Origin of the sequence: Rhizomicrobium electricum (assembly GCF_011762045.1) — a bacterium.
In the GTDB taxonomy this organism is placed as follows: Bacteria; Pseudomonadota; Alphaproteobacteria; order Micropepsales; family Micropepsaceae; genus Rhizomicrobium; species Rhizomicrobium electricum.
On sequence record NZ_JAASQS010000005.1, the window covers coordinates 218,676 to 234,150 of the forward strand.

The following is a 15,475-nucleotide window of genomic DNA, read 5'->3' on the forward strand; positions in this document are numbered from 1 at the left end:
CTCGTCTCAGATCAGGCAACACATGACGGGGATCATGAGTGCCCTCCCGAACTCCCAAGCAACCTGACAAGGTCGTTCCAGGTGGCAAAGATCATGAGACCAATTACCAACGCCAGCCCGAGCCTGAACCCCATGTCTTGGGTCCTTTCCGACAACGGACGGCCCAAAACACCCTCGCATGCATAGTACAGAAGATGGCCCCCGTCGAGGAGCGGAATAGGAAAAAGGTTGATCATCCCGATGCTTACAGAAATGAAAGCCACCAGATAGAAGAGATCGTAAAACCCGTGCGATGCGGCAGATTTGGCCATTTGGGCCATGCCGATCACCCCACCCAACTGGCTCGGGTCGGCCCGATACGAGACGATGCGCCACAGATAGGTGAGCGACACGTCCACGATCGACCAGCATTGCGTGGCTGCAATGATCGGCACCTTGGCCGGCGGCACCTTGAGCCAGATCATGGCATCCGGGTTATTTTCGTCCGGCACGACCCCGATCGCCCGGATTTTTACCTTGCCGCCGAAGAAGTCTTTGATTTCGGTCTCGCGCGGGGTGACCGGAACATTGAACGAATCATTGCCGCGCTTGACGGTCAGGATCTGGGTCTTGGCATTCGAACCGCGGATGGCATTGATCAGATCGGGGATGAACAGCTCGACCTTCTTGCCATCGACTGCGACAATCCTGTCGCCGGGCTTGATCCCGGCCTCGGCCGCCGCCGATTTCACCTGCACCCCGCCGACGAAGGTCGAGGGCACCTTGGCGCCGACAAAGGCCAGCAGACCGCAGAAGACCACGAACGCCAGGACGAAATTGGCTAACGGGCCGGCCGACACGACCAGCATGCGCTGCCACAAGGGCTTGAACGGAAACGCCCCCTTCTTCTCCTCCTCGCTCATCTGAGCGAGCCGCTCGCGGTCGGGGGTGGAGGCGGCGTTCTCGTCGCCCTTGAACTTCACGTAACCGCCAAGCGGCAGCCAGCAGACCTTCCAGCGCGTGCCCTTGCTGTCGTTCCAGCCATAGATCTCGCCGCCAAAGCCGATCGAGAAGGTATCGATCGCAACCCCGCAAGCGCGCGCCATCAGGAAGTGCCCCAGCTCGTGGAAGAACACCACGAGGGCGATCACGAAGATGAATGCCGGCACACCCACCGGGGCGGCGGCAATCAGATCGCGGATCATCGTCAGCATCGGTTCTCCTGTCAGCCCTGCCTGCGCCCGCAGACCGCGCGAGCGATCTCGCGTGCCTGCCGATCGGTGTCCAGCACTTCGTCCACCGTCTCCGGCTCGGTACCGGCGCCGGGACATTCGTCGAGCGTGGCTTCCACCACCGCGGCGATATCCAGGAAACCGATCTTCTCGTGCAGGAAGCAGTCCACCGCGACCTCGTTGGCCGCGTTCAGGATCGTCGGCGACATGCAGCCCCGGTCAAGGCAGCCGAGCGCGATCTTCAAGCTGCGGAAGCGCTCGAGATCGGGCGCTTCGAAGGTCAGCGTGCCGGCAGCCGCCAGATCGAGCTTGCGCGAGGGCGACGAAATCCGCCGCGGCCAGGCCAGCGCATGCACGATCGGCGTGCGCATGTCCGGCGAGGACAGATGCGCCAGCGTGGTGCCGTCCTGATAGGTGACCAGAGCATGGACGATCGATTGCGGATGGATCACCGCACCGAGTTTCGAGGCCGGCATGGCGAACAGGAAATGCGCCTCGATCAGCTCCAGGCCCTTGTTCATCATGGTGGCGCTGTCGACCGAAATCTTGGCGCCCATCGACCAGTTGGGATGAGCCACGGCCTGGGCCGGCGTGGCGGCGCGCATCTGCTCCAGCGTCCAGGTGCGGAACGGCCCGCCCGACGCGGTCAGGGTCACCTTTTCGATCTCTTCCGGATCGGCGGCGCACAGGCACTGGAAGACGGCGTTGTGCTCCGAATCCACCGGCACGACCTTGGCCTTGGACTTCGCCAGCGCCTTCAGAAACACCGGCCCCGCCGCCACGATGCATTCCTTGTTGGCGAGCGCCACGGTGGCATCGCGCGCAATCGCCCTGAGCGCGGGTTCGAGCGCCGCCGCGCCCATGATCGCCACCATCACGACATCCGAGGGTCGTCCGGCGGCATCGATCACCGCTTTGCGGCCGGCACCGGTTTCGATGCCGGTACCGGCAAGACCGGCTTTCAGCGCTTCGTACTTGCTCTCGTCGTTGATGACGGCGAGCCGCGGGCGGATCGCCTTGGCCTGCTCGATCAGCTTGTCGACATTGCCGTTCGCGGTCAGCGCTTCGACCGGAAGCACCTCGGCGCCATAGACTTCGCGGGCATGCGTGATGACGCTGAGCGTCGAAACGCCGATCGAGCCGGTCGATCCCAGAACCGTCACGCGGCGCTCCAGAACGGGCCCGAGGTCCGGCATTTGTTCACACCAACGCTGCGCAGCCGGCCTCATGAAAATACTCCAAACAGCGGATCAAACTTGAGCAACAGCACAAGCGCCGCCAAGGCCACCAATGTGGCTAGGGTTGAATCGATCCGGTCAAGCACGCCCCCATGCCCCGGAATCATCGAACCAGAGTCCTTAACGTGGAAACGCCGCTTGGCCCAGGACTCGAACAGGTCGCCAAGATGCGCGATCACGGCCATGCTGCCGCCAAAGGCCGCGCCCACCGCCGCCAAATCCCAGTCCGCCCTTCCGTTGAGGACGATGGTCTTCAGAACGACGAGAAAAACCGCTTCGGCAATCGCCGCCGAAATCATGCCGCCGACGAACCCGGCCCAGGTCTTGTTGGGCGACAGCACCGGCGCCAGCTTGGGCCCGCCGATCAGGTTGCCGCAGACCAACGCGCCGGTATCGGTCGCCCAGACGATCAGGAAAAGACCGATCAGCACCCATTCGCCGTGCGGGGTGTAGTCGTGCAGCGCGATGATGGCGAGCGACGGCAGGCCGAGATAGAGAACGCCGCCCGCATGCCAGAGCGGCCGATTCCGGCGCAGCAGGCCCACCGTGTAGACGGCCACCGCGCCCGTCCCCAGGATCATCAGCGGCAGCAGTTGATCGCGCGGCCACAAAATGAAAGCGCCAAGCGACAGCGAAACCATTGCCGCGGCGGTGACGTATTCGGCGGCGAACCGGCCCTTGCCGACCAGACGATGCCACTCGCGCCCGGCCAGCAGCGCGGCCACGGCAGCGACGATCTCCAGATACGGCTTGCCCTTGAAGATCGCGAAAACCATCGCGGCGCCGAGGACGATGGCGAAGAACGGCCGCGTGATCCAGTCGCGCGAAAACTTCACCGCCTTCAAACCGGGCGCCATCGCGATGCTGTCGCCGTTCTTTCTCACGCTACCGCTTCCGGCAAGGCACCGAACCGGCGCTCGCGTTTCGTGAACTGCCGCAAGGCGTCCATGAACTCGGCGCGACCGAAATCGGGCCAAAGGGTATCGACAAACAAGAGTTCGGCGTAGGCCGACTGCCACAAGAGGAAATTCGAAAGCCGCCGCTCGCCGCTGGTGCGGATGACGAGATCGGGTTCCGGCAGGCCGGCGGTGAACATGCGCGACGACACCAGTTCCGGCGTGATCGTCTCGGGATCGAGACGGCCTTCCTTGGCCGCCTGTGCCAGCTCCCGCACCGCCGCGACGATTTCTTCCTGCCCGCCGTAATCGAAGGCGAAGATCAGGTTCATGCCCGTGTTGGCCGCCGTTTTGTTCTCCGCATCCTCGATCATCGCCCGGATATCCGGATCAACGCGCGTACGGTTGCCGATGATCCGGACGCGCGCGCCGAGTTCGCCGATCTCCCGCATGTCATTGCGGAAGTAGAGGCGGAAGAGGCCCATCAACGCTCCCACTTCCAGCGCCGGACGCTTCCAGTTCTCGGAGCTGAAGGCATAGAGCGTCAGCGCTTCCAGACCAACCTCGATCGCCTGGCGCACGACCTCGCGCACCGCATTGACGCCGGCGACGTGGCCAGCCTGACGGGGCAGATGGCGCTTGCGCGCCCAACGGCCATTGCCGTCCATGATGATGGCGACATGCCGCGGGAGGGTTTCCTTATGCTGCTGAGCAGCCATGTCCTGATCCCTGCCCCGTCCCATGCTGATCCTGTCGGCGTGCGAGTGCAACGCCTCAGACCTGCATGATTTCCTTTTCTTTCACCGCCAGCGCCTCATCGATTTCCTTGATGTGAGCGTCGGTGATCTTTTGCAGCTCGTCGCCGTGCTTATGGGCCTCGTCCTGGCCGATCTTGTGATCTTTTTCGAGCTTCTTCAGCAGTTCCATGCCGTCGCGGCGGATATTGCGCACCGCGACCCGGCCCTGCTCGGCGCTCTTGTGGGCATGCTTGACGAGTTCCTTGCGGCGCTCCTCGTTGAGCGGCGGAATCGGAATACGGAGCAACTGGCCGTCGACCTGCGGATTGAGACCCAGGCCCGAGTCCCGGATCGCCTTGTCGACGTGCTTAACCATGCTTTTGTCCCAGATCTGCACCGTCAACAGGCGCGGTTCCGGGGTCGAAATGGTGCCGAGCTGGCTGATGCTCATGCGCTGGCCATAGGCCTCAACGTTCACCGTATCGAGCAAATGCGGCGACGCACGGCCCGTCCTGAGGCCCGAAAAATCCTGTTTCGCCGCCGCCACGGTCGCCACCATGCGGCGTTCCATTTCCTGTTTTGTATAGGTCTCGGCCATGTGCGCCTCCTATGCGCTTTCCTTGATGACCGTCGCCCGCCCCTCGCCTCTCAACACCGCGGCAAGCGCACCACGGTCATGAATCGAGAACACAATAATCGGAATCTTGTTCTCGCGCGAAAGGGATACAGCCGAAGCGTCCATCACCTTGAGTTCGCGCGTCAGTACGTCGTGATACGTCAGGGTGTCGTAGCGGAGCGCGTCCTTCACCTTGACCGGATCGGCGCTATAGACGCCGTCGACCTTGGTGCCCTTCAGAAGCCCGTCGCACTTCATTTCGGCCGCCCGGAGGGCTGCCGCGGTGTCGGTCGTAAAGAAGGGATTGCCGGTACCGGCGGCGAAAATCACCACCCGGCCCTTTTCCAGGTGCCGTTCGGCCCGGCGACGGATGAAGGGCTCACAGACGGTCTGCATCGGGATCGCCGACTGCACCCGGCTCGAAAGCCCAGCCCGCTCGAGAGCGGCCTGCATGGCAAGGGCGTTCATCACCGTCGCCAGCATGCCCATATAGTCGGCCTGGGCGCGGTCGATGCCCTTGGCCGCCGCAGAAACCCCGCGGAAGATGTTGCCGCCGCCAATGACCATGCACACCTGTGTGCCGGCCTCGACCGCATCCTTCACGTCGGCGGCGATGCGGTCGACCGTGGCAATATCGATGCCGAAGGCTCCAGAGCCCATCAGCGCCTCACCCGACACCTTCAACAATACGCGGCGGTATTTCGGCGCTGACATGACTCTCGGTTCCCTTAATTGCCGGCCATCTTGGCGACTTCGTCGGCGAAGTCGTCCGAACGCTTCTCGATGCCCTCGCCCACCTGGAAGCGGAGGAACGCGGCGATCGAAACCGGCGCGCCGAACTCCTTGCCGGCGGCTTCGAGCACGGCCGAGATCTTCGACTTCTGATCGACGACGAAGACCTGATCGAGCAGGCAGACTTCCTCGTAGTACTTGCGCATCGCGCCTTCGAGCATCTTCTCGACGATGTTCGCCGGCTTGCCGACGGCCTTCTTGGCCATGATTTCGGCCTGTACCGACTTCTCGTGCGCCACGACTTCGGCCGGGATGGAAGCCTCGTCGAGCGCGATCGGCGACGCCGCCGCCACATGCATGGCGATCTGCTTGCCGAGAGCCGCGAGCTTTTCCTTGTCGGCCGTCGACTTCAGCGCGACCAGCACGCCGATCTTACCGAGTTCCGGCGACACGGCGTTGTGGACGTAGGACGCCACCACGTCGGCCTCGACCGAGGCAACGCGACGGACGGCCATGTTCTCGCCGATCTTGGCGATGAGCGCGGTCAGGGTGTCCTTGACCGAGGCATCGCCGAGCTTGGCGTCGAGCAGGGTTTCGAGGCTCTGGCCGTTGGTCAGCGCCAGCTTGGCCACGTTGGTCACGAACGCCTTGAACTCGTCGTTGCGAGCGACGAAGTCGGTTTCGGCGTTGACTTCCACGGCCACGCCCTTGCCGCCTTCGACGGCGAGGCCGATCAGGCCTTCCGCCGCCGTGCGGGTGGCCTTCTTCGCGGCCTTAAGGGCGCCGTTCTTGCGCAGCCAGTCTTCGGCCGCGGCGAGATCGCCGCTCGTAGCCGTGAGTGCCTTCTTGCACTCCATCATGCCCGCGCCGGTCTGATCGCGCAGGGACTTCACCAGGGATGCGGTGATTTCCGCCATTGTTTCTCTCCGTGAAAATTACTCGGCCGGAGCCGCGGTCTCGCCTTCGGTCGCCACCGGCGCCGGAGCCGCTTCGGGCAGTTCCTCGGCCGCGCCGACGTCGACGCCGGACGCGATCTGGCTCTCCGACAGACCGTCGATCACCGCGCGAGCGACCAGATCGCAGTACAGCGCAATCGCGCGGGCCGCGTCGTCGTTGCCCGGAATCGGATAGGCAATGCCGTCCGGATCGCAGTTGGAGTCGAGGATCGCCGTCACCGGAATGCCGAGCTTGCGGGCTTCCTGGATGGCGATGCTTTCCTTGTTGGTGTCGACCACGAACAGCATGTTCGGCAGGCCGCCCATCTCCTTGATACCGCCGAGGGAGCGCTCGAGCTTGTCGCGCTCGCGCAGCATGCCCAGCAGTTCCTTCTTGGTGCGACCCGAACCCTGGCCGCCTTCCAGCGTCTCTTCGATCATGCGCAGGCGCTTGATCGAGTTCGAAATGGTCTGCCAGTTGGTCAGCGTGCCGCCGAGCCAACGGTGATTGACGTAGTACTGGGCGCAACGCTTGGCCGCGGCCGCGATCGGCTCAGCCGCCTGGCGCTTGGTGCCGACGAACAGAATACGGCCACCCGCCGCCGCAACATCGCGAAGCGCCTTGAGCGCCTGATGCAGGAGCGGAACGGTCTGGGTCAGGTCGATGATGTGAATGTCGTTGCGCGAACCATAGAGGAACGGCGCCATCTTCGGATTCCAGCGTTGCTGACGATGACCGAAGTGAGCGCCCGACTCCAGGAGTTGGCGCATGGTGAAATCTGGCAGTGCCATGGAAAAAGTCTCCTTTTCCGGTTGGACCTAACGCGAGGAGTTACCCCTTGTGGGGGCACCGGACGGGGACGAGGGAACTCCCCCCGAAACCCAACCTCGCGCGCGGAATGGCGCGGGTTATAGGGGGTGAATCGGGCCGGGGCAAGGGGTGAGGGCCGTCAATTTCGAGCCAGAATGATGGAAAAACAGGTACTTACGTCTCCGGCGACCAGCGAACGCAGGAAAATTGCCGCGGCGCGAAGGGTTTAACGACGCGAAATCGCCCCCAAACGCTCCCCGACAGCGGCCGGACGGCGCTCGGCCCGGCGGCGGCAGCCCTCGGCAAACAGGCCCGGCGTGATGCCGTGGACGGCCTTGAATTGCCGGATCAAGTGGCTCTGGTCGGCAAAGCCGGCGGCCGACGCGACCTCCGCCGCCGGAACGCCATCGGCCAGCAAGGCACGCGCGGCATGAACCCGGCACTGCACGACATAGCTATGTGCCGTCACTCCGACTGCGGCCTGAAAGGAGCGCATGAAATGATACGGGCTGTAGCCCGCCGCCGCCGCAAGTTCGGCGACGCTTAGCTCGGGGTCGGAGAAGCGCGCCTTGACGCACTCGATCGCACGGCGGATGGCGCGGCTATCCGACCGCGGATGGCTCGACGGCAAGGCACCACTCGCCAGCACCAATCCCATTGCCTCGGCGAAGGCTTGCTGGCGCGCCAGCGGATTGTCCGCGTTCGCTTCGATGGCGCGATGCAAGGTCATCAGCCGGCGGACGTATTCGCCATCGCCGCCCGCCGTCGGCTGCGGTCCGCGCGGCGGCGGACCGGCCGGAAGCCGCGACGCCATGTCGGCCAGCGTGTCGAGATCGGGATAGAACACCCGCCACGACCATCCATCCGGCGTCTCGCCCGCGAACGCCTCGCCTGCCCCCACCAGCACCATCTGCCCGGCTCCGGCAACCGCCTCGGATCGTCCGACGCGATAGCGCAGCATTCCGCTCGTCACGACTGCAATCGTCACCTCGTTGCGGATCAGCGGGCCGAAGCGACGACCATTGCCACTCTGCAACTCCGTCCCGTTGCGCCCGAGGACGGGGTCTCGCCACAACCGGATGTCGAGTTCGCTGACGGCCATATCGCAACAGGTCCATTTTCCAGGGCGGGTTCAACGGATCACTGCAACACCGAGTTCAGTCTATCGGCGGGGCATTCGAAGCCCAAGGTCTTTCTCGGGCGCTGGTTGAGCCGCAGCGCGATCCTGTTGAGATGGGCTTGGGAGAACTGGGCAAGGTCCGTTCCTCTCGGGAAGTACTGCCGTAACAGGCCATTGGTGTTCTCGTTGCTGCCTCGCTGCCAGGGACTACGCGGGTCACAGAAGTAAACCTGCACATCGGTCGCCACCGTGAAGGCTTTGTGAGCCGCCATTTCATGGCCGCGATCCCATGTGAGCGAACGTCGTAGTTCCGCTGGCAGCCTGCCGATGTGTTTGGTGAGCGCGGCAACCACGCTCGCCGTATCGCTGCCGGGCACCTTCAGGAGCATCGCAAAGCGCGAGGCGCGTTCAACCAGCGTCACGATGTAGGAGTGGTTCGAGCCGCAAAGCAGGTCGCCTTCCCAGTGGCCCGGGACAGCGCGATCTTCTGCCTCCGCAGGGCGCTCACGGATCGAGACCGTATCAACGATCTGCCCCACGCCACTCCAGGTAACACCGCCTTTTGCTTGGCGCAGTTGCCGTTTGGTGCGCAGATGCGCCATCAGCTCCTTTTTCAAGACACCGCGCGTCTGGACGAAGAGGCTGCGATAGATCGTTTCGTGCGAGAGCTGCATGGCCGGATCGGTTGGGAACTGCCGCTTCAGCCAGCCGGCAATCTGCTCCGGTGACCATTGCTGCGCCAGTTTCTGGGCTACGCGCCATCGTAACGGTGCATGGCGGGCCAAGCGACAAGCTTTGGGGCGCAATGCTTGATCCCAGGCTCGCCGGTCAGCTTGGTTTGCCCGATACCTCGGGCCGCCGCCGTTGCGCCTGATCTCCCGGCTGATGGTCGAAGGCGCTCGCCCCAGGCTGCACGCGATCTGGCGGATCGACAGGCCTGCTGCCAGTCCGCGCGAGATTTCTTCGCGTTCGTCGAGCCTTAGCGCCTGTTGGCGACGACGACGCGGCGCCGGGACAATGCCGCCATTCAGCGCCAAAATCCGATAGACCCCACTCTTGTTCCGCCGTCCCAGCGTTCTCGCTATCGAGGAGATACACTGGCCGCTCTTCCAGCGCTCCCAAAGCTCCGCCTTCTGCTGCGGTGTAAACCAAATCCGCGATACCCGTTCCATGAGCGCCTCCCGATCTTGCCAGATTAGAAGGTGTTGCGCTCACCCGTTGAACCCGCCAGCAGAAATGTCCAATCACGATCCGGCGGGCGTTGCCAAGCTGCAAGCAACGGTGAGGCAAAGAACGTTCACACGCGAATGTGACCCCAAGACGGCTTGTAGCAAAACCATTCCTCTCATTCTCTCGCGCGTCGGGCGGAAGCGGATTCTCAGTACAATGATTTCTCCGAAACGGTGCATTTTCGTGTGTGCCACCGTTATGGCAACGGCGGGCGCAGCGTCGGCACAAACGCCGCGCGATTTCGGCACCTGGCGTCCATCCGCAGCGGCGACGCGCATCGCGACCAACGAGGCCCCCGCCATCGACGGGGATGTTTCCGACAAGGTGTGGGCCAAGGCTCCGGCCATCAGCGAATTCTACCAGCTCGAGCCGAGCGAAGGCGCCCCCGCCGACGAACGCACCGTCGTGCGCGTGCTGTACGACGAGAACAATCTGTATTTCGCGATCGAAGCCGACGATCCCTCGCCGGTCACCGCCCGCATCAAACAGCGCGACGGCGGCATCGACGTCGACGATATCATCCGCATCTATCTCGACCCCGACATGTCGCGCCGCAATGGCTACATGTTCGAGGTCAATCCGCTGGGCGCGCGCCGCGAAGGCCTGATCCAGAACAATGCCGACGTGATCTACCAGTGGAATACGCTGTGGAACGCCAAGGCGCGCATCACACCCAAGGGATGGACCGCGGAAGTGATCATTCCGTTCCGCAGTATTTCCTACGGCCATAATGCCGATTGGGGCTTCGACCTGTTCCGGCTGGTGCGCAAGAAGAACGAGCGCATCCGCTGGTCGTCCATCAACAAGGCCATCGTTTCGCAGGACATCAGCCGCTCGGGCACGCTGGCCGGCATCGACGGCGTGCAGGACGGGCTCGGCATCGACGTCCAGGCGTTCGGGCTGGCGCGCTACCGCAAAACCTGGGACACACCCGGCAAGGACACCGGCGTTTCGTTCCGGCCGTCGGGAAACCTCTTCTACAAGATCACGCCGTCGCTGACGGGAACGCTGACCTACAACACCGATTTTTCCGACGCCCCGCTCGATACCCGCAAGGTGAACATCGGGCGATTTTCTCTGTTCTATCCCGAGCGGCGCGATTTCTTCCTGCAGGATGCGGCGGCGTTCGAGTTCGGCGGCGCGCCCCTGAACGTCAACAACGATCCCAACGCCGCACCGTTCTTCTCGCGCCGCATCGGCATCGTGAACGGCCAGCCGGTGAACATCCTCGGTGGCGCCAAGCTCTCCGGCGATGTCGACGGCTACGGCATCGGCGCCCTCAGCGTGATGACGGCGGGCGGCGAAGGCGTGGGCGAACAGATGCTGTCGGTGGCCCGCGTGACGGCGCCGGTGCTGGACGAATCCAAGGTCGGCTTCGTCTTTACCAACGGCGATCCCACCGGCCGCTCCGACAACACAGTCGGGGGACTGGATTTCCAATACCGCAAATCGAATTTTCTCGGCGACAAGCAGATCCGCGGCGACTTCTATTACCAGCACAGTTCGTCATCGACCTCGGGCGACGGCGACGCGTTCGGGGGCCAGATCGAATTGCCGAACGAGCCGTGGGCGACGTATTTCCGCTTCAAGCAGGTCGGCAGTAATTTCGACCCGGCGCTCGGCTTCGTATCGCGTCCGGGCATCCGCGAATACCAGACGCGGGTCGCCTACAAGGAGCGGCTGAGCGGCTCTGCACTGCGCTGGTGGGAATTCGGGCTGTGGGCCGATACGGTCACCGACCTCCACGACAAATGGCAAAGCGGCACGCCGCTCAATCCGTTCTTCAGCTTCTATCTCAATTCCGGCGACAACGGCTGGGCGGAGATGTGGGAAGAACACGAAATCACGCCGGAATTCACCCTGCCCCACGACATCGTGGTGCCGGCGGGCGAATACACCTTCACGACCTGGCACGCCCACTTCGAATCCGCGCCGGCGCGGCTGATTTCGACCGTCGCCGACGTCCAGTACGGCAAATACTACGGCGGCAAGCTGTTGCAGACCGACATGACGGTGAACGTCAATCCCAACGAAACGGTGTCGCTGGGCCTGCGCCACGTGCTGCAGGAGATGAAGATGCCGAACGGCAACGTCACCATCCAGGTCGGATCCGTCGACGCCAGCTTCAACTTCACGCCCGACATGTACGTGCGCGGCCAGCTGCAATACGACAACATCTCGAAGGCGGTCGGGCTGTCGGTGCGTTACCGCTGGGAGTTCGCTCCGGGTACGGAGTTTCTTGTCGTCGCCGGAGACGACGCAACCCTCGACGGGCATCACTACCAGAGCCACGTCTCGCAGCTCTCGCTGCGGCTGGGCAAGACGTTCCGGCTGTAGGGCAGCCCCCAGCCGGAACCGATGCGATCAGGCAGCCAATCCGGCCGACAGGCTGGATGTGGTGAGCAGCGTGACCATTCTTCCGTCGAGGATTGCGATTCCTTCGATGCCGGAATCGTCGCCCGTGTCCATCACGTCCGGCGGCGGCTGCACGTCGGAGGACGCCAGGGTGATGATGTCCGAAACGGCATCCACCAGCATGCCGGTGGTGCGGGCGCCGTCATGCACGACGATGATGACATGCTTGGCGGTAGCCTCGGTCATGCCCAGGCCGAGCCGGGCGCGCAAATCGACCACGGGCAAAACGTTGCCGCGCAGATTGATCACGCCGCGCACGTAATGGGGAACATGCGGCAGCGGCGTCGTATCGGTCCAGCCGCGGATTTCGCGGATCGCCATGATGTCGGACGCGTATTCCTGCCCGTTGGCCATGAAGGTGATGTACTGACGGGTTTGTCCGCTTTTTTCGCTATCGCTCATCGGTCTTCCTGTTAGGGTCGAACTAAGATGGGCGGATTTTCGGCCGCCCACGCCCCTTTAGAATTCAGTCCAATCGCTCGACGGTTCCGCCGCCGGCGCAGCAGCGACCGCCGCCGCGGCAGCAGCCCGACGGGGTGCGGCCACAGGTTTGGCGATCCTCGCAGAAGTCCTCGCCGCGGCAGGACGCGGCGCTCTCACCGCCAACGTTTCGGCACCGACCGCAAAGAAGGACATCAATTCGGCAAGCCGTGTGGCCTCGTTCGCCAGATTGCGCGACGCCGCCGTCGACTCTTCCACCATCGCGGCGTTCTGCTGAGTCACCTGGTCCATCTGGGCCACGGCCGCGTTCACCTGCTCGATACCGGTGGATTGCTGCTCGGCAGCCTGTGCCATTTCGCTGACCAGCGTGTTGATCTGCATGACCTGATCGACAATGCGCCTCAAGGCTTGGCCGGACTCGCCGACGAACTTGACGCCCTCGCCGACCTGATCGCTCGAGGTCTTGATCAGCGTCTTGATTTCCTTGGCCGCCTCGCTGGAACGCTGTGCCAGCGCGCGCACTTCGGAGGCCACGACCGCAAAGCCCTTGCCGGCATCGCCGGCGCGTGCCGCTTCGACGCCCGCATTGAGGGCGAGCAGATTGGTCTGGAATGCAATTTCGTCGATCACGCCGATGATGTCGGTGATCTTCTTCGAGGACTGCGAAATCGCGTCCATGGCGTTGACCGCGGTCTCGACCACGTGGCCGCCGGTCTCGGCAACCTGCTTGGCGGTGGTCACGCTCTGCGACGCTTCGCGGGCGTTGGCGGCGGTCTTCTTGACGGTCGCAGTGATCTCTTCCAGCGCAGCGGCGGTCTCTTCGAGAGACGCGGCCTGCTGTTCGGTGCGGCGCGACAGGTCGTCGGCAGCCTGGGAAATTTCCGACGAACCGGACGTAATCAGACCCGTCGTCGACTGGACGTTGTGTACCGTCTCCTGCAAACGCTCCATCGCCGCGTTGAAGTCGGTCTTCAGCTTGGCGAACTTGCCCGTCAGATCGGCCGTCACGCGATAGGTGAGATCACCCTTGGCGAGATGATCGAGACCTTCGCCGATACCCTTGATCGTGGCTTCGGTCTGTTCGGCTTCGATGAAGTGATGCACCACCACGGCGACATCGGTGAAAACCGAGCGCATCAGGCTGTTCACCAGTTCCCGGCGGCGGGGATCGACCAGGGGGGCGTGATCCAGCAGCGAATTGACCAGACCGGCGGCCCAGTTCGGGTAGACGTTGGCCAAGTAGTTGGTCAAATCGGTCCTGCCGCTGATCTCCTTGATGATCTCGGCCTGAACCTTGAAATAGTTCGGCGACAGGTCGCCCGTGGCGACGTGCCGGAACTTCACCCGCTCGATCGCCAGAACATCCGGAGGCATGACCGTCAGGCTTGAATCCGCGGCCCGATAGGCATCCAGCAACGCCTTGTCGACGCCGCTGCCTACGCGCTTATGGACGATTTCACCGACAGCACGCCGATCCTGTGACCATGGAGGGAGTTTTTCTTCCAGGATGCTCATCAGATCATTCCCTTCTCAATGATGCGTAATGGCCGCGAACACGTCTTTGCGGCCTGACATCAGCCCCGATGCTTTTTCCGCCAGCCTTGGCCAGAAGCACTCGGGGGAAGAGTGCCGGGAAAATGTCTACAAGCGGTAAGCAAGTCTTGCCCTTCGAGCGACAACTTGATCGAAGCGCATAAGGGATTGTACCGATCGGGCCCCGTCCAGGCCGCCGGCGATGGCTTAAACCGGGCAAAAATGCCCTCTAAACCGACTCCACAGTACGCCGGGATGACGCGCAGGACGTCTTTCAGGGCGGAGGTAACCTGATGGCGCTTGGGCAGGGCAATCTCGACCTCCTCCCCTGGGCCGCCGGGGACCACCAGCGTGACGACACCCTTGCCGGGATTCTTCAGCGCTCCGGCAATGCCCGGAATGGCGGCCACGTCGCCGACATGCAGACGCAAACCTTCGCCGGTGTGCATCGCCTCGGTCTCCAGGTCCTTGCCCCAGATGGCGCGCAGATTCCGCCGTTAGCCCTCGCGGAGGGGCCGAGCGGCATAGCTGCAGTGGAATGTGATCAGGTGGGCGGCGAGCGACTATACGTCATAGAGATGCGCATTGTCTGTCCAGCTACGATTTGGCGCAATGAATCTCGGATTTGAAGAAGAACAGGCGCCCTATAAGGGGCCAACACAGAAGGCACGATTTTGGACAGAGGCTTGGGTCCACAGCCAAGTCTATTGTCCGAACTGTGGGCGCCAGTCGATCACAAAATACGAAAACAACAGACCAGTCGCTGATTTCCATTGCTCGCATTGTCGCGAGGAATACGAGCTCAAAGGTCAAAAATCCAAATTCGGCGCAAAAATCGTTGATGGCGCGTTCAGCACAATGTGCAAACGACTGTCCGCAAGCGACAATCCTAATTTAATGTTGATGAACTACGACCTGAAGCGGTTGCGCGTGTCTAACTTCTTTGTGGTTCCAAAGCAGTTTTTCATTCCGGAGATAATCGAGAAGCGAAAACCGCTTGCGCAAACAGCCAGACGTGCGGGTTGGGTTGGATGCAATATCCTGCTTAGCCGCATCCCAGAAATGGGTAAGGTGTTTCTCGTAAGGTCGGGAACACCAGTACCGCAAGACAAGGTACTAGAACAATGGCAACGCACACTGTTTCTTCGGAATGAGGCAGCGGAGGCGCGCGGATGGCTTATCGAAGTAATGAAATGTGTCGAAGCGATTGGGCGCACTCAATTCAATCTCGACGATGTCTACGCGTATGAAAAGCAGCTAAGTCAAATCTACCCGGACAATCATAACGTCCGACCGAAAATCCGCCAGCAGCTTCAGGTTCTTCGTGACAACGGATATCTGGAATTTGCCTCGCGCGGTCACTACCGCCTCATCATCCGGTAGTTTTTCCTCCTCGCTAAACTCAGCCCCAGAACCAGCGTCTACAGTTCGGTGAGGCGATATGTGACGACATCCGCAGTGCGGGCAGTCATCGTCACACATACAATCCCATTCGTCCAACCAATGCTTCTTGCATTGCGGACAGCGATAATAGTTGACGAACTGCATGTGTCTCCCTCC

The 15,475-nt window shown here is 62.6% G+C and carries 15 protein-coding genes; 2 read left to right on the forward strand and 13 right to left on the reverse strand.

What is annotated here, in order from left to right; all coding sequences use genetic code 11:
* Positions 1–32: 32 nt before the first annotated feature.
* From rseP to FHS84_RS11580, 10 genes are all read right to left on the reverse strand, one after another.
* Positions 33–1,193, reverse strand: coding sequence for an RIP metalloprotease RseP (gene rseP / locus FHS84_RS11535; protein WP_166934315.1), 1,161 nt, complete (start codon positions 1,191–1,193; stop codon positions 33–35).
* Positions 1,194–1,204: 11 nt separating this feature from the next.
* On the reverse strand, positions 1,205–2,407 hold the full coding sequence (gene dxr / locus FHS84_RS11540; RefSeq protein WP_166934317.1) for a 1-deoxy-D-xylulose-5-phosphate reductoisomerase: 1,203 nt from the start codon (positions 2,405–2,407) through the stop codon (positions 1,205–1,207).
* A 29-nt stretch (positions 2,408–2,436) separates the two neighbouring features.
* Positions 2,437–3,333 carry a phosphatidate cytidylyltransferase gene (locus FHS84_RS11545; RefSeq protein WP_166934319.1) on the reverse strand — a complete coding sequence of 299 codons (897 nt, stop codon included), beginning with the start codon at positions 3,331–3,333 and terminating at the stop codon, positions 2,437–2,439.
* Entirely contained in the window at positions 3,330–4,064 is a 735-nt protein-coding gene (locus tag FHS84_RS11550) for an isoprenyl transferase (RefSeq protein ID WP_166934321.1), read from the reverse strand. The genes FHS84_RS11545 and FHS84_RS11550 overlap by 4 nt, the downstream gene beginning before the upstream one ends.
* A gap of 55 nt (positions 4,065–4,119) precedes the next feature.
* On the reverse strand, positions 4,120–4,680 hold the full coding sequence (frr, locus tag FHS84_RS11555) for a ribosome recycling factor (RefSeq protein ID WP_166934323.1): 561 nt from the start codon (positions 4,678–4,680) through the stop codon (positions 4,120–4,122).
* Positions 4,681–4,689: 9 nt separating this feature from the next.
* Complete coding sequence (gene pyrH, locus FHS84_RS11560) at positions 4,690–5,412, reverse strand: UMP kinase (protein ID WP_166934325.1); 723 nt, start codon at positions 5,410–5,412, stop codon at positions 4,690–4,692.
* A gap of 14 nt (positions 5,413–5,426) precedes the next feature.
* Positions 5,427–6,347, reverse strand: coding sequence for a translation elongation factor Ts (gene tsf / locus FHS84_RS11565; protein ID WP_166934327.1), 921 nt, complete (start codon positions 6,345–6,347; stop codon positions 5,427–5,429).
* An 18-nt stretch (positions 6,348–6,365) separates the two neighbouring features.
* Positions 6,366–7,157 carry a 30S ribosomal protein S2 gene (rpsB, locus tag FHS84_RS11570; protein ID WP_166934329.1) on the reverse strand — a complete coding sequence of 264 codons (792 nt, stop codon included), beginning with the start codon at positions 7,155–7,157 and terminating at the stop codon, positions 6,366–6,368.
* Between the two features lie 245 nt (positions 7,158–7,402).
* On the reverse strand, positions 7,403–8,278 hold the full coding sequence (locus FHS84_RS11575) for an AraC family transcriptional regulator (protein WP_166934331.1): 876 nt from the start codon (positions 8,276–8,278) through the stop codon (positions 7,403–7,405).
* A 38-nt stretch (positions 8,279–8,316) separates the two neighbouring features.
* Positions 8,317–9,468: an IS30 family transposase gene (locus tag FHS84_RS11580; RefSeq protein ID WP_166934333.1), complete on the reverse strand. Its 1,152-nt coding sequence runs from the start codon at positions 9,466–9,468 to the stop codon at positions 8,317–8,319.
* A 241-nt stretch (positions 9,469–9,709) separates the two neighbouring features.
* Between FHS84_RS11580 and FHS84_RS11585 the strand changes: the two genes are divergently transcribed.
* Positions 9,710–11,863, forward strand: coding sequence for a sugar-binding protein (locus tag FHS84_RS11585; protein ID WP_166934335.1), 2,154 nt, complete (start codon positions 9,710–9,712; stop codon positions 11,861–11,863).
* A gap of 27 nt (positions 11,864–11,890) precedes the next feature.
* Here the strand turns inward: FHS84_RS11585 and FHS84_RS11590 are convergent, their stop codons facing one another.
* Genes FHS84_RS11590 through FHS84_RS11600 form a run of 3 tightly spaced genes read right to left on the reverse strand, consistent with a single transcriptional unit; the run spans position 11,891 to position 14,364 of the window.
* On the reverse strand, positions 11,891–12,343 hold the full coding sequence (locus FHS84_RS11590; protein WP_166934337.1) for a chemotaxis protein CheW: 453 nt from the start codon (positions 12,341–12,343) through the stop codon (positions 11,891–11,893).
* Between the two features lie 57 nt (positions 12,344–12,400).
* The gene (locus FHS84_RS11595) at positions 12,401–13,897 is read right to left on the reverse strand and encodes a methyl-accepting chemotaxis protein (protein ID WP_166934339.1); all 1,497 of its coding nucleotides are present in this window, start codon (positions 13,895–13,897) and stop codon (positions 12,401–12,403) included.
* A 59-nt stretch (positions 13,898–13,956) separates the two neighbouring features.
* Positions 13,957–14,364: a hypothetical protein gene (locus FHS84_RS11600; RefSeq protein ID WP_166934342.1), complete on the reverse strand. Its 408-nt coding sequence runs from the start codon at positions 14,362–14,364 to the stop codon at positions 13,957–13,959.
* A 163-nt stretch (positions 14,365–14,527) separates the two neighbouring features.
* Here FHS84_RS11600 and FHS84_RS11605 point away from each other — a divergent pair, with 163 nt between their 5' ends.
* Complete coding sequence (locus FHS84_RS11605) at positions 14,528–15,298, forward strand: DpnI domain-containing protein (RefSeq protein WP_166934344.1); 771 nt, start codon at positions 14,528–14,530, stop codon at positions 15,296–15,298.
* Positions 15,299–15,475 lie beyond the last annotated feature (177 nt).